General features: G+C 69.6%; 15 protein-coding genes. 6 read left to right on the forward strand and 9 right to left on the reverse strand.

From position 1 onward, the window contains the following. Positions 1–78 precede the first annotated feature (78 nt). The 8 genes from GRX01_RS10425 to GRX01_RS10460 all read right to left on the reverse strand — a co-directional run bounded on the left by GRX01_RS10425 (position 79) and on the right by GRX01_RS10460 (position 6,579). Positions 79–888 (reverse strand): ParA family protein, encoded by an 810-nt coding sequence (locus tag GRX01_RS10425; RefSeq protein WP_159666788.1) that lies wholly within the window; start codon positions 886–888, stop codon positions 79–81. Between the two features lie 61 nt (positions 889–949). After that, a complete protein-coding gene (locus GRX01_RS10430) occupies positions 950–1,369 on the reverse strand; it encodes an HIT family protein (RefSeq protein WP_159666791.1) in 420 nt (139 codons plus the stop codon). A gap of 67 nt (positions 1,370–1,436) precedes the next feature. Next, positions 1,437–2,060 carry a uracil-DNA glycosylase gene (locus GRX01_RS10435; protein ID WP_159666794.1) on the reverse strand — a complete coding sequence of 208 codons (624 nt, stop codon included), beginning with the start codon at positions 2,058–2,060 and terminating at the stop codon, positions 1,437–1,439. Positions 2,061–2,067: 7 nt separating this feature from the next. Further along, on the reverse strand, positions 2,068–2,526 hold the full coding sequence (locus tag GRX01_RS10440) for a hypothetical protein (protein WP_159666797.1): 459 nt from the start codon (positions 2,524–2,526) through the stop codon (positions 2,068–2,070). 69 nt (positions 2,527–2,595) lie between these two features. Continuing rightward, positions 2,596–2,922: a TM2 domain-containing protein gene (locus GRX01_RS10445; RefSeq protein WP_159666800.1), complete on the reverse strand. Its 327-nt coding sequence runs from the start codon at positions 2,920–2,922 to the stop codon at positions 2,596–2,598. A gap of 188 nt (positions 2,923–3,110) precedes the next feature. Beyond that, complete coding sequence (gene prs, locus GRX01_RS10450; protein ID WP_159666803.1) at positions 3,111–3,962, reverse strand: ribose-phosphate diphosphokinase; 852 nt, start codon at positions 3,960–3,962, stop codon at positions 3,111–3,113. A 150-nt stretch (positions 3,963–4,112) separates the two neighbouring features. Beyond that, complete coding sequence (locus tag GRX01_RS10455) at positions 4,113–4,997, reverse strand: HVO_0234 family beta-propeller protein (RefSeq protein ID WP_159666806.1); 885 nt, start codon at positions 4,995–4,997, stop codon at positions 4,113–4,115. A 61-nt stretch (positions 4,998–5,058) separates the two neighbouring features. Then, positions 5,059–6,579: an aldehyde dehydrogenase family protein gene (locus GRX01_RS10460; RefSeq protein WP_159666809.1), complete on the reverse strand. Its 1,521-nt coding sequence runs from the start codon at positions 6,577–6,579 to the stop codon at positions 5,059–5,061. Between the two features lie 129 nt (positions 6,580–6,708). Here GRX01_RS10460 and GRX01_RS10465 point away from each other — a divergent pair, with 129 nt between their 5' ends. Beyond that, positions 6,709–7,422, forward strand: coding sequence for a helix-turn-helix domain-containing protein (locus tag GRX01_RS10465; protein ID WP_394351379.1), 714 nt, complete (start codon positions 6,709–6,711; stop codon positions 7,420–7,422). Position 7,423: 1 nt separating this feature from the next. Here the strand turns inward: GRX01_RS10465 and GRX01_RS10470 are convergent, their stop codons facing one another. Further along, the gene (locus GRX01_RS10470) at positions 7,424–8,302 is read right to left on the reverse strand and encodes a proline dehydrogenase family protein (RefSeq protein WP_159666812.1); all 879 of its coding nucleotides are present in this window, start codon (positions 8,300–8,302) and stop codon (positions 7,424–7,426) included. Positions 8,303–8,483: 181 nt separating this feature from the next. Between GRX01_RS10470 and GRX01_RS10475 the strand changes: the two genes are divergently transcribed. The 5 genes from GRX01_RS10475 to GRX01_RS10495 are packed head-to-tail and all read left to right on the forward strand — an operon-like array spanning position 8,484 to position 13,741. Further along, positions 8,484–9,803, forward strand: coding sequence for an ABC transporter substrate-binding protein (locus tag GRX01_RS10475; protein ID WP_159666815.1), 1,320 nt, complete (start codon positions 8,484–8,486; stop codon positions 9,801–9,803). A 6-nt stretch (positions 9,804–9,809) separates the two neighbouring features. After that, entirely contained in the window at positions 9,810–10,757 is a 948-nt protein-coding gene (locus GRX01_RS10480) for a branched-chain amino acid ABC transporter permease (RefSeq protein WP_159666818.1), read from the forward strand. Next, on the forward strand, positions 10,754–12,151 hold the full coding sequence (locus GRX01_RS10485) for a branched-chain amino acid ABC transporter permease (protein ID WP_159666821.1): 1,398 nt from the start codon (positions 10,754–10,756) through the stop codon (positions 12,149–12,151). Before GRX01_RS10480 ends, GRX01_RS10485 begins: the two co-directional genes overlap by 4 nt. Further along, positions 12,144–12,965 carry an ABC transporter ATP-binding protein gene (locus GRX01_RS10490; RefSeq protein WP_201289571.1) on the forward strand — a complete coding sequence of 274 codons (822 nt, stop codon included), beginning with the start codon at positions 12,144–12,146 and terminating at the stop codon, positions 12,963–12,965. Before GRX01_RS10485 ends, GRX01_RS10490 begins: the two co-directional genes overlap by 8 nt. Then, entirely contained in the window at positions 12,962–13,741 is a 780-nt protein-coding gene (locus GRX01_RS10495; protein WP_159666824.1) for an ABC transporter ATP-binding protein, read from the forward strand. The genes GRX01_RS10490 and GRX01_RS10495 overlap by 4 nt, the downstream gene beginning before the upstream one ends. The last annotated feature ends 156 nt before the right edge of the window (positions 13,742–13,897 follow it).

The raw sequence follows: 13,897 nt of genomic DNA on the forward strand, positions 1-13,897 counted from the left end.
CGATGCCGCGGACCCGCGGTGACTCCGGTTTCCGCCGTCGTCAGTCGTCGTTGCTACGGATCGCGATCGACCCGTTCGTCACCTCCCTCCGCGGACGCGGTCGACGCCGGCACTGAGACGACCGATCACGCCCGTTTCCCCGAACTCGACGTCCAGCTCCGTCTCGAACAGCGTCTCCGTCGCGGCCACGACGCCGGCGGCGAACGCGTCCGTCCCGAGGCACGCCGGCGCGGCGGCGAACTCGACGGGACCGCGCGGAACCGTCGCGTCCGCGTCGGTCCCGCCGCTCCCGTTTCCGTCGTCCCCGCTCCCGTCAGTTCGGTCCCCGGAGCCGGGGACGGCGACCGCAATGACCGCGGGGTCGCCGTCGGGCGCGTCGACGTCGCGGAGCACGTCCCGCTGTCGTCGTCGGCCGTCGGCGCCGTGTTCGGTGTCGGGTGCGACGATCGCGACCCGGTCGACGGCGTGGACCGCGGCGATCGACGGGTTGGCGGCGATCGGCGGGACGTCGACGAGCACGTGATCGAAGCGAGCGACGGCCTCCGCCACTCTGTCGGCGAGCGCCTGCGCCGCGGCGTCGTCGCTCGCGCGTGCGAGGCGTTCGAAGGGGGCGCTCGCCGGCGCGAGCGCGATCCGGCCCTCGACCGACGCATCGAGGTCGTACAGTCCCTCGTCGAGCGAACGCTCGGGATCGAGACACAGCCCGGTCAGATCGGGATCGATGCGCCCCCGGACGAACTCGCCGAGCCCCTGGGTGGCGTAGGCGGCGTCGAGAACGGCGACCTCGCGGCCGTCACGGGCGAGCGCGGCGGCGCACTCGACGGCCGTTCGGGTCGTGCCGGCGCCGCCGACGGCGCCGACGAGCGCGAGCGATCGGATGCTGGCCATGCGGCTGCTGTGCCCGCATCCGATAAATAGTTGCGTGTGTTCGAACGTGGAACAAGCCGGACTACTCGGCGATCGCGTCGGCGATCTCGTCCAGCTCGTCGTCCCCCACGTCCGGCCGCTCGCCGGCGGCGACGTGGATCGGGCCCCCGCCGTCGCCCTCGAACCGCGGGATGACGTGTACGTGCGCGTGGGGGACCTCCTGACCGGCGTCCGGGCCGTCGTTGACGCCGATCGTGTGAGCGTCGGCGTCGACCGCGTCCTCGATCGCGGGGGCGAGCTCGTGCACGAGGTCGAAGACGGCGCGCGACTCCTCCCGTGAGAGGTCCGCGAGGCGCCGGTGGTGACCCTTGGGGATCACGAGGGTGTGGCCTCGAGCCATCGGGTTCGCGTCGAGGAACGCGAGCGCGTCGTCGGTCTCGGCGACCACGCGGGCGGGGATGTCGCCCGCGACGATCGAGCAGAAGATGCAGTCGTCGCTCATGTACGTGACCCCTCTGTCGTCCGATCGCTTGAAACTGCGGGCGGCGGGAGGAGCTGTCGCCTCCCGTTCACGGCAACCGTTCCGAGATCCGCTCCCGGTACTCCGCGTCGCTCAAGTCCAGCCGCGACAGCCACACCTCCTGATAGCTCGGGTGGAGGATCGGCAGACAGGTCACGCCGAGCGTCGGACAGTCGATCGGCTCACACACCGCGTCGAGAAACCCGTCCAACTCGATCCCCTCGAACGCGAGCAGCGTCGCCGTCGCGTGTTTCCCGGTCGTGACGACGACCGCCGGGTCGACGACCTCCAACTCGGTTTCGAGGTGACCGCGGCAGTTCGTCAGCTCGGTCTCGGTCGGATCGCGGTCGTTCTCGGGATGGCACTTCGCCGCGTTCGTGAAGAAGCAGTCGTCGCCGTAGCCGAGATCTCGAACGAGGCGGCGGATCCGGCGGCCCGAGTGACGGGAGGTGTACGCACAGCCGGTGTGGTTCCCACCCTTCCAGGTTTCGGCGTCGGGGTCGCCCGCGCCGGGGGCCTCACCCACGACGAACACGTTCGCGTCCCGGGAACCGGTGCCCCACGAGATGCGGGTACGCGACTCGACCAGCGCCGGACAGCGTGAACAGTCCGGAGCGAGGACCAACCGGTCCTCGGGATCGGGATGACGGATCCGATCGTCGTCGCCCGTCATGGCGGAGTCAGGGCTCGCCGAGCACCCGGTGGCGTCGGTAGAGGTAGGCCGCGCCGGCCGGCACGTTGAGGAACCACACCGCCGTCAGCACCACCCAGACCGCGACGTTCGGATCCCACTCGGAGCTCGCACGGACGTAGCGGGTGTCGAAGTACACCGACAGCGGGAGACCGACCCACCCGATCAGGACGAGGAGTCCCCCCGCGGCGCCCAGATCGCTGGTCGTGGCGGACGCGATCACCAGCAGCAGCCAGATCCCCGTTCCCGCGGCGACGCCGTACCACCACGTGTCCGATACCGACGTCTCGTACTGTGTGAGGCCGTGGGAACCACCCGTGGGGCCGCCCCCGACGGGGCTATGCTCGTCGTTGCGGACCCCGCAGTTGGGGCACAGCTCCGACGCCCGCTTGATCGTCTCGCCGCAGGACCGACAGAACGCCTCGTCGGCCGCCTTCGATTCGCTCATCGCGATCGGCGGTCGGTGGTCTCGGGGCGTACCGGTGTGGTGTACGTCGAAACCATCGGGGCCTCGACCTCAGTTGCCGTACTTGCGCTGGAACTCGTCCTCGGACTTCGTGAGGTAGATGATCCCCTCGATGATGCCGAGGAGCGCGGGGATCGCCGTCCACGAGAACAGGAGATAGATGATCCCTCGGGTGGTGTTGCCGAGGTAGAAGTGGTGCCCCCCGATCCACCCGAGGAAGATGGCGAGGAGTGCCGCGCTGGTCTTGTCCTTCGAACCCCCGCTCGACGGGGACGACTGGCGGACGCCGCACTCGGGACAGATCTCCGCTTCCTTCTTGATCACTGAACCGCAACTGCTGCAGAACTGCTCGTCTGCGGCGGGTGTTTCGTTGCTCATCCTCGTGTCAAGCCTCGCTGCACGTTCAATAAGTATATTGGTTGAATATCGAATGCGATACACAAGTTATCGCGACAGCATCCGATCGACACCCGGCCGGGCACCCCGACCGGCGATCGATCGGGGTCGCGGGTTCCGGACCCGGCGACGACGTGCGTTCGGAAGGGACTCGTTCGTCCCGTCCGCGACTACAGCGCCTCCGCCACCAGCGGCGCCACCGACACGTCGCTCTCGGCACGTTCGAGCGTGTCGCTCGCGACGACGCGCGTCACGCCGGCTGCGGCGAGCTTCGTGCGGGCGTTGCCAGCGAGCATCCCGTGGACGCAGACGGTGTACACGTCGCCGCAGTCGCGCTCGCGCAGGGCGGCGACGGCCTCGCTCATCGTCGACCCGGTGGCGATGATGTCGTCGACGACGACCACGTCGCGGCCGGCCACGTCGACGTCGCCGGGCGTGACGGTCACCTCCCCGGTGTCGTAGTCGCGCTCCTTCTCGAAGAAGCTCGTCTCGCCGTCGCCGTGGGCGTCGCGGACGGCGGCCGCCATCCCTTCGGCGGAGGCGTCGGGTCCGAGAAACAGCGGTTCGGTCAGGTCGGCGGGCAGCGGCTCCGCCAGCAGCGACGCGGCCTCCAGCACCTCGACGGGCACGTCGAAGTAATCGGCCACGCCGGCCTCGTGGGGCGTCACGAGGACGACGCGGTCGGTTCCGGTCGAGACGGCGCGGGCGACGGCCCGCGCGGACACGGGCTGTCCCTCCTCGAACGCTCGGTCCTGGCGGGCGTAGCCCATGTACGGCAGGACGGTCGTGACGGTCTCGGCGCCGGCCTCGCGGACGGCGTCCTGCAGCTGGAGCAGCTCGACGAGCGCGTCGTTGGAGTCGGTCGCGGCGACGACGACGGCCTCCTCGCCCTCGAACTCGGGCACGGCGGCGCACTCCTCGCCGTCCGGGAACCAGCGGTACTCCGGCGTGGCGAGCGGGCGGCCGGTGTGCTCGGCGAGGGCGGCCGCGAGCGCCTGCGACGCGGACCCGGGTACGATCATACACGTCGTTCCCGCCGCCGGATACAAACGCGTTCCTACTCGGGCGACGCGTGCGGCGGCGTCACAGCCCGCGACGACCGCCTCGAGGGCGCTCCGGCGGCGCCCTGTTCGGCGGTGAGCCGTCCGGGGGCGAACCGTCCGACGACGGCTCTACTCGCCCGGGACCGCCACCGCACGCACGTCGGGCAGGCCGAGCGTCCGGCCGCGCCATCCCCCGTCGGCGTACACCCGAGCCTCGCCGCCCTCGGTGACCCCGAGGAGGTGCCGGCCCGCGAACGCGGCGTCGACGACCCCCGACTCGTCGTGGCGGACCCACTCGGTCGCGGTCGCGTCCGCTCGCTCGAACACCGCCGCGTCGGTGGCGGCGACCGCGCGTTCGCCGTCGGCGTCGGCGACGACGCAGCGGAACGCGCGGTCGCCGCCCTCCGCGTGGGGTTCGGGATCGCCGCCGTCGTCGCCGTCGGCGTCGAGGTCGCGCATCCAGCCGTTCCCGAGAGTGTACAGGGCATCGCCGGTCACCGCCAGCGGGACGCCACGGTCGCTCACGTCCCTGGCGTCGTCGAGGCCGGCGTACTCCAGTTCGCCGTCGGTCAGGCGGTGGACGCCGTCGCCGGCGGCGACCAGCCGACCGTCCAGCCGGCGGGGGTCGTCGACGGCGCCGACCGGGGTCCACGATCCTCCGGTTCCCGCCCCGTCGGCGTCGCCGCCCGGCTCGCCGTCGGCGTCGCCGGCGAGCAGCGAGACGGTGCCGTCGGGCGCCGCCGCGAGCACGCCGTCGCCGGCGACCGAGACCGCGACCGCGGGGCCGTGTCCCGTCGGCTCGAAGTCGCCGACGAGCACGTCCTCGTCGGTGGCGACGGCGACGGCCTCGCCCCGGGCGGCCACGTCCCGGGCGTCACAGCGGTGCTCGAACCCGAACTCGCCCACGATGTCGCCCGACAGCGAGACGCCCACGACGCCCATCGAGGAGGCCGCGAGCGCCCGCACCACGTCGTCGCGCTTCGTGAACACGCGCTTCTCGGCGATGGTCGGCATACGCGGGGGTGCGACGGCCGGGCGAATAAGCCCCGCGGAGGCGTCGCAGTGGGCGGTCCCCTCAGTCGTCCTTGGTCTTGATGTCGGCGGAGAGGCCCTGCGCCATCTCGATCTCCTTGGAGTTGTTGAGCGTCCACGCGGTACGCTCGGTCACCGCCTCGATGACCTCACGCGCCGACGGGTAGCCGTTGCCCGACTTCTTCACGCCCCCGAACGGGAGCTGGACCTCCGCGCCGATGCACGGGAGGTTGCCGTACGCGAGGCCCACGTCCGCGTTGTCGCGGAAGTAGTTGATCTGGCGGTAGTTCTCCGAGATGATCGCCCCGGCGAGCCCGTAGTCCGTGTCGTTGTGGATCTCCACCGCATCCTCGATGTCGCCCGAATATTTCAACAGCGCCACGTGCGGCCCGAACACCTCCTCGTGAGTGCAGCGAAGGTCCTCGTGGGGGTCTGCCTCGTACACGAACGGCCCGACCCAGTGGCCCTCCTCGTGGCCGTCGGGGATCTCCTCAGGCTCCAGTTCTTCCCTGTCCACCAGCACGTTCACGCCCTCGTCTTTCGCGAGTTGGTTGTACTCCGAGACCTTCTGCTTGTGTTCGGCCTCGATGAGCGGCCCCATGAACGTCGATTCATCGAGCGGGTCCCCCACCGCGACGTTCTTCGCGTTCTCGACGAAGCGCTCCTTGAACTCGTCGTACACGTCCTCGTGAACGACCAAGCGCTCGCTCGACACGCAGCGCTGGCCGGTGGTCTTGAAGCTGGACATGACCGCCGAGTGGACGGCCACGTCGAGATCCGCCTTCTCGGTGATCACGATGTTGTTCTTCCCGCCCATCTCGCAGGCCGCGAGCTTGCCGGGTTCGCCCCCGACCTTGCTCGCGATCTTGTGGCCGACTTCCGCGCTGCCCGTGAACAGCACGGTGTCGACGCGGTCGTCCTCGACGATGGCGTTTCCCGCGTCGCCGAACCCTTGGACCATGTTGAACACGCCGTCGGGAACGCCAGAGTCCTCGAACATCTCCGCGAGGATCTGCGCGCACCACGGCGTCTGCTCGGCGGGCTTGAACACGACCGTGTTGCCCTCGACGAGCGCGACGGCCATGTGCCAGAACGGGATCGCGACGGGGAAGTTCCACGGCGTGATACAGCCCACGACGCCCCGGGGCTTCCGCCGCATGTACGCGTCCTTGCTGGGAATTTCAGAAGGCACGACGTCGCCCTTGGGGTGGCGGGCGTCGCCGGCGGCCCACTCGACCATGTGCCACGCCTCGGTCACGTCCGCCTTCCCCTCGGAGATCTCCTTGCCGCACTCCTTGGTGACGATCTCGCCGAGCTCGTCGTGGCGCTCCTTGAGCTCGTGGTAGATGTCCCAGAGGTACTCCGCGCGGTCGATGTGGGAGAGTTCCTTCCACTCCTCGAAGGCCTCGTCGGCGGCGGCGACCGCGCGGTCGACGTCGGCCTCGGTGCCGCGACGGAACTCGCCCAGTTCCTCGCCGTTGGCGGGGTTCCGGCTGGTGAACGTCTCCTCGCCCGTGCCGTCGGTCCACTCGCCGTCGATGTAGTGCTGGTAGGCTGCCGGCATGGATCTGACACCGCCGCCGTCGGTGGTAACTCCCGAACCGTCCATGGTCGGTCGACGGACACCCGACTATGGTCGGGTTGGGGTTGGTACCCGCTCACATATACCTCTCCACGTGGTACCTGCGCTATGATGAGGCAGGCGATGAACGCCGGAACTCGGCTCACGCTCGATCTCTGGCACCCGAACTGCTGGGCCATCGAGGCGACCGAACGAGCGGGGGGCGGCGTGTTGGCCCACGCCATCTACGACACGCCGAAGACGGCGCCGGAGTCGGTCAACGGCCTGTTTACGGCCTTCGGCGACACGAATCGGGAGGTGGAGGAACTCCTCGAGGAGATCCGGGCGTCGGACCACGCGGGCGAGGTGCTCGAACTGCAGGAGCGGTTCGGCCGCGCCCGCGACGCCCCGGGCAACGTCGTTCGCGAGTTCTTCCTCGAGTACGACCCGGACGACATGGTCTGCCCGACGCTGTTGCGCCACGGGTTCGTCCACAGCGCGCCGGTCCGCATCGAGGACGGCCGCGAGGAGTGGCAGCTGTGTTTCACCGGCGAGCGGTCGGACATCGAGGCGGCCCTCGACGACGTCCGCGAGGACGCCGGCGCGGAGGTGTCCGTCGTCTCGATCACGGCCGCCGACGGCGCGGCCGACCGCACGGAGCGCGAACAGCGCCTGGACACGCTCACGCCGACCCAGCGTGAGGTGTTCGAGGCGGCCCGCGCGGCCGGCTACTACGAGTGGCCCCGCGGCTGCTCGACGCGGGAGCTGGCCGACCAGGTTGACCGATCGAAGACGACGCTGCTCGAACACCTCCGGAAGGCCGAAGCGAAGCTGCTCGATCCCTGAATCACCCGAGGACCGCCCGCAGCGCGAACAGCGCGTTCTCCTTGCGCTCGCGCACCCGCCGCGAGAAGTACTGGAACCACTTGCTGCCGTACGGGACGTACTGGTTCACCTCGACCCCCTCGGCGGCGAGGTCGACCTGCGCCTCCTCGCGGACGCCCATCAGCATCTGCACCTCGTAGGGCGTCCCGTGTTCGGCGTGGAGCTCACGGGCGTGCTCGATCATCGCCGGGTCGTGGCTCCCGACCGCGACGCCGTCGTCGAACTCGCGGAACATGAACGACAGACAGTCCCGATACGCCTCGTCGACCCGCGACTTCTTCCGGTGGGCGATCGCCGCCGGCTCGTCGTAGGCGCCCTTCACGAGCCGGACCTTCCCCGGAAGCGACGCTACCCGTTCGAGGTCCTCGGGTGTACGCTTCAGGTTCGCCTGCACGCAGACGCCGACGTTCCCGCCCGTCTCGACGGCGTGGCGCTCGAAGGCGTCGAGCGTCACGTCGGTGGTGTCGTGGTCCTCCATGTCGATCCAGACGAAACAGTCGTCGGCGTCTCTCGGGCTCCGCCCGTTCGATCGGCTCGCGTCGGTCCCCGACGCGCTGTCGACGATGCGCGCGAGGTTCTCCTCGAATACCGTCTCCGAGACGCCGAGGCCGATCTGCGAGGGCTTCACCGAGACGCAGCCGTCGAGGTCGTGCTCGGCGAGCGCCTCGACCAGCGCGACGTACGCGTCGGCGTCAGCGTCTGCGGCGGTCCGCTCGTCGTAGTGCTCGCCGAGGAGGTTCAGGATGGCGCCGACCCCCCGTGCGTTCAGGTCCTCGACGTGGGACAGGGCCGCCTCCGGCGTCTCCCCGGCGACGAAGTTGTTCGCGATAGGCGGAATCATACCTCCCAGTCGGATCGGCCTCCCCATCAATCGAAACCCGACCAAAAGATCCGCGGCGAGTCGGACGAATACAACCCTCCACGACGGACCGGCTCGGCCCGATCGCCGGCGTCGGTTACCGTTCCGACCATGGTCGGGGAGGGATATAGGGATAAGGTTGTGGAGCCAGACATCGTTAGTCATGGTATCGGATGACATCCAACCGAAGCGGCGCGACGTACTGAAGGTGTCCGGGGCGGCGGGCCTCGCGGGGCTGGCGGGCCTGGCCGGCTGTAGCACGACCGACGACGCGGCGACCGACACTCCCACCGAGGAATCGGGCGGCGGGGGCGGCGACGAGGAGACGACCGCCGACGACGGCGGGAACGGCGACGACGGGGAGACTGGACCGTACACCATCGGGATGGTCGACTCGCTCACCGGGTCGCTGTCGGCGTTCGGCCAGCGCAACCAGCGCGGGAAGGACCTCGCGCTCGCCGACGTGAACGAGGTCGGCATCGGCGGGCGCGACCTGGAGATCACCGTCGAGGACTCCGAGAGCCAGTCGCAGTCCGGCGTCTCGGCGGCACAGAAGCTCGTCAACCAGGACGGCGTCCCGTTCGTCATCGGCGCGGTCGGCTCGGGCGTCTCGCTGGCCATCTACGAGTCGGTGATACAGGGAACCGACGTGGTTCAGTTGAGCCAGAACTCGACGAGCCCCGACCTGACGAACTTCCCGGGGCTGCTCCGGATGTCGCCGACGGGGAGCACGCAGTCGACGGCGCTGGCGCGCATCATCGAGGAGGACGGCTACGACTCGGTCGCGCTCGCGTGGGTGAACAACGACTACGGACAGGGACTGGCCGAGACGTTCCGCGAGGAGTGGGGCGGCGACATCGCCTACGACGAGCCACACGATCAGGGACAGTCGTCGTACTCCTCGACGGTGTCCGGGATGGCCAACTCCGGCGCGGACGCGTGGCTGTTCATCACCTACCAGCCGGAGTTCACCTCGATGGCGCAGGAGGCGTACTCCAACGGCTACGAGGCGCAGTTCTACGGCGCCGACTCCGTCCAGGGGTCGGACGTGCTCGGCAACACGCCCGAGGGGAGCCTCGACGGCATGAAGGTCGTCGTCCCCTCCGCGGCCGTCGATCAGGAGAACTACCAGAACTTCGCCTCCGAGTTCGAGTCGGAGTACGGCGACAGTCCGACCTCGTGGTCGGCGTTCGCCTACGACTGCGTGGTCACGGCGGCGCTGTCGATCGCGACCGCCGACGAGTTCACCGGCGCGGCCCTTCAGGAGACCGTCCGGGACGTGACCCGCCCCGAGGGCGAGGAGGTGTTCACCTTCGAGGAGGCGATGGAGGTGCTCGGGGAGGACGGCTCCCCCTCCGACATCGACTACCAGGGCGTCTCCGGGCCGATCGACTTCGACGAGAACGGCGACCCGGTCGGGTTCCTGCAGGTCCTCACCGTGGAGAACCACGAGTACGTCTCCTCGGGCACGATCGAGGGCTAACCCTCGATGTCGGTTCTCGAATACCTGGCGAACGGGCTCGTGTTCAGCAGCATCATCGTGTTGTCCAGCATCGGACTCTCGCTGGTGTACTCGATCGCGAACTTCGCGAACTTCGCCCACGGCGACACGATGACCGTCGGCGCCTACACCGCGCTGGTGACGTTCGGCTTCGTGGGAACGCTCGGCGCGGAGGTGCTCGGGCTGCCGCTCGGGTTCTTCCTCGCGCTGGTCGTCGGCGTCGCGGTCGCCGCGGCGGTCGCGGTGGTCACTCACAAGATCGTGTACGAGCCGCTCGACGTCGGGTCGATCGGGCTGCTGATCACGTCGATCGGGGTCGCGTTCGTGTATCGCGCGATCATCCAGCTCGGCTTCGGCACCGGATTCATCGAGTTCCAGATCCCGCTGTTGCGACCGATCGAGGCGCTGCTCCCGTTCGGGATCCGCATGACGCTGCACGACGTGGCGATCGTCGCCAGCGCCGCCGTGCTGGTCGCCGGGCTCCACGCCCTGCTCCAGTACACTGACCTCGGTCGGAAGATGCGCGCGACGGCGGACAACCCCTCGCTCGCGCGCGTCTCGGGGATCCGGACCGACCGGATCGAGATCTGGACGTGGGTCATCGGCGCCGGGCTCGCGGGGGCCGGCGGCGTCTTCCTCGGCCTCTACAACAACATCTCGCCGCGGATGGGATTCAACATCCTGCTGGTCGTGTTCGCGGCCGTCATCCTCGGCGGGATCGGCTCCGTCTACGGCGCGATGGCCGGCGGCTTCCTCATCGGGATGATCAACCAGCTGACGCCGATCCTTCCGCGGCTCGGACAGGAGATCCCGTTCGTTCCCGAGAGCTTCGGCATCCCGATCGGCATCGAGTACGCGAACGCGATCGCGTTCCTCATCATGGTCGCCGTGCTGCTCGTGCGACCGTCCGGCATCGCCGGGGAGGAGGCGACATGAGCGCCGCGGACGCCGTCCGCGGACGGTTCGCGGATCTCACCCGCGCCGAACAGGGTGTCGCCGGGTTCGTCGTCCTGCTGGCGGCGCTGCTGCTGTTCGGCCTGGTCACCGGCGGGCTCGCGCCGACGTACTTCCTGTACCTCGTCGGCCTCGTCGGGATGTACGTCCTGCTGTCGTTCGGGCTGAACGTGCAGTGGGGGTACACCGGACTGATCAACTTCTCGGTCGCGGCGTTCTTCGGGATCGGCGCGTACGGCACGGCGCTGCTCACCGCCGGGAACTCGCCGGTCGGGGCCGAGGGGTGGCGATTCAGCCTCGCCGGCGTGGAGTTGGTGTGGGTTTCGGGGTCGCGCCTGTACGGCCTCCTCCCGGTCACCGTGCTCGGCCTGCTGTTCGCGGTGGCGCTCGCGGCGGCCGTCGCCGTCGCCATCGGGATCCCGACGCTCCGACTTCGCGCGGACTACCTCGCGATCGCGTCGCTCGGGCTCGCGGAGGTCGTCCGCCTGATCTTCCTGAACCAGCGCGACGTGACCAACGGGAGCGCCGGCCTTCGTGGCCTTCCGGGCTTCTTCGAGGGCTGGCCGGTGCTGGGAACGCTCCCGCAGACGTTGCCCGGGATTCAGGTCCACGAGGTGGCACTCCCGGGGTTCGGGTCCACGCGGCTCCTGGGGTTCACGCTCGGAGCCCCGTTCTGGCAGGCGCTGTTGAACGTCGGGATCGTGCTCACGATGGTCGCCGTCGTCTTCGCCGTGCTCCGACGGGTCCATCGGTCGCCGTGGGGTCGCGTGCTCCGGACGATCCGCTCGGACGAGGACCTCGCGAAGGCGCTGGGGAAGGACACCTACGCGTTCAAGATGCAGTCGTTCGTCCTCGGCAGCGTGATCATGGCGCTGGCGGGCGTGTTCTACGCGCACCTGAACCTCTTCGTCAGCCCCGGCGACCTGGAGCCGATCAACACGTTCTACGTGTGGATCGCGGTGATCCTCGGCGGGAGCGGCTCGAACCGCGGGGCGATCTTCGGCGGGTTCGTCGTCATCGCCATTCGCGAGGGGACCCGCTTCCTCGGGGAGGTGCTGCCGGCATCGTTCCCGGTCGACGTGCCGCTCGTGACGAGCACGTACGCGACGGTCGTGAACAACTTCGCGTCGACGCGGCTGCTCGCGGTCGGACTGCTCATCATCCTCGTGATGCGGTTCCGGCCGCAGGGCGTGCTCCCGCCCCAGCGGGAGCTCATCTGGCCGTCGTCGGTCGCCGCCTCCGCGGGACCGGGCGAGACGAACCCCCGAGAGACGGTCACGGAGGACGCCGCGGCGGGCGCACACGACGCCGACTCCGGTCCCGACGCGGAGCCGGACGACCCCGCGACCCGCGACGGAGGTGGGGACGATGAGTGAGGGCGAACGGACGCCCCCGCTGACCGACGGCCCGAACCTCGACAAGGAGGACGTCGTGTTGCGCGTCGACGGGCTCCGGAAGACGTTCGGCGGCCTCATCGCCACGGACGACGCCTCCTTCGCCGTCGAGCGAGGGACCGTCACGGGGCTCATCGGCCCGAACGGGGCCGGAAAATCGACGATCTTCAACCTCGTCTCGGGCTTCTACGAGCCCGACGCGGGCACCGTCACGGTCAACGGGGTCGACGTGACCGGCGCCGAACCGCACGAGGTCGCCGAGGAGGGACTCATCCGGACGTTCCAGACGCCCCGCAAGCTGGAGGGGATGACCGTCCGCGAGGCGATGCTCGTCGGGCCGCAGCGACAGCCCGGCGAGTCGTTCGTGAAGCTGTTCACGAGCCCCAGGGAGGTCGAGGCCGCGGAGACGCGCAACATCGAGGACGCCCAGCGCATGCTGGAGCAGTTCGAGATCGACCACCTCGCGACCCAGCCCGCGACCGACCTCTCGGGCGGGCAGCTGAAGCTCGTCGAGCTCGCGCGGGCGATGCTCGCCGAGCCGGAGCTGCTCCTGCTGGACGAGCCGGTCGCGGGCGTCAACCCGACGCTCGCGAACAAACTGCGCGACCACATCGCCCGCCTCAACGAGGAGGGCGTCACGCTGTGCATCATCGAACACGACATGGAGTTCATCATGAACCTCGCCGACCCGATCGTCGTTCTCGACCAGGGCAGCGTCCTCGTCGAGGGAACACCCGATGCCGTCCGCAACGACGACCGCGTCGTCGACGCCTACCTCGGGGGGCCCGGCGAATGAGCGACCCCACGGCTCCGGCGGGGACCGACGTTCCCGTCGCGACCGACGGGGGCGACACCGCCGACGCCGAGGAGACCATCCTCTCGGTCGAACACGTCGACAGCGGCTACGGCGACGTGCAGGTGCTCGACGACCTCTCGCTGTCGCTGTCGGCCGGCGAGGTCGCGTGCCTCATCGGCCCGAACGGCGCGGGCAAGTCGACGGTGCTGAAGACGGTGTTCGGGCTGTTGAGGCCGTGGTCGGGGCACGTCCGCTACCGCGGCGACGACATCGGCGGGCTGGCCCCCGAGGAGATCGTCCGCGAGGGGATCGGCTACGTCCCCCAGACGGAGAACGTGTTCGGGAACCTCACGATCGAGGAGAACCTCCGCATGGGCGGGGTCGCCCGCGACGACGACCTCGGGCCGGTGATCGACGAGCTGTACGACCGGTTCCCGATCCTCACGGAGAAGCGGAACGCGAAGGCCCGGACGCTCTCGGGCGGCCAGCGGCAGGTGCTGGCGTTCGCCCGCGCCCTCGTGATGGAGCCGGACGTCCTGCTGATCGACGAGCCGTCGGCGGGGCTGGCGCCCAACACGGCCGACGAGGTGTTCGAGGACGTGCTCGCGGTCAACGACCTCGGGACGGCGATCCTGATGGTCGAGCAGAACGCCCGCAAGGGGCTGTCCATCTCCGACTCGGGATACGTGCTCGATCAGGGGACCGTCGCGTACGCCGACGAGGCGGACGCCCTGCTCGACAACCCCGAGGTGTCCCGCCTGTATCTCGGCGGGTAGGCGTCCTCGCCGCGCCGCCGTCGTCACCTCCGTCGCCGTCGTCGCCGTCGGAGCCACGGGGTCGCCGCGTCAGTACGCGTCGTCACGTCGCCACCGCCGCCTCGCCGCCCGAAGACGCGCGGCATCGAAACCCTTAGTGTAGGAACCCGCCAAGCC

Source organism: Halobaculum saliterrae (assembly GCF_009831625.1).
Taxonomy (GTDB): domain Archaea; phylum Halobacteriota; class Halobacteria; order Halobacteriales; family Haloferacaceae; genus Halobaculum; species Halobaculum saliterrae.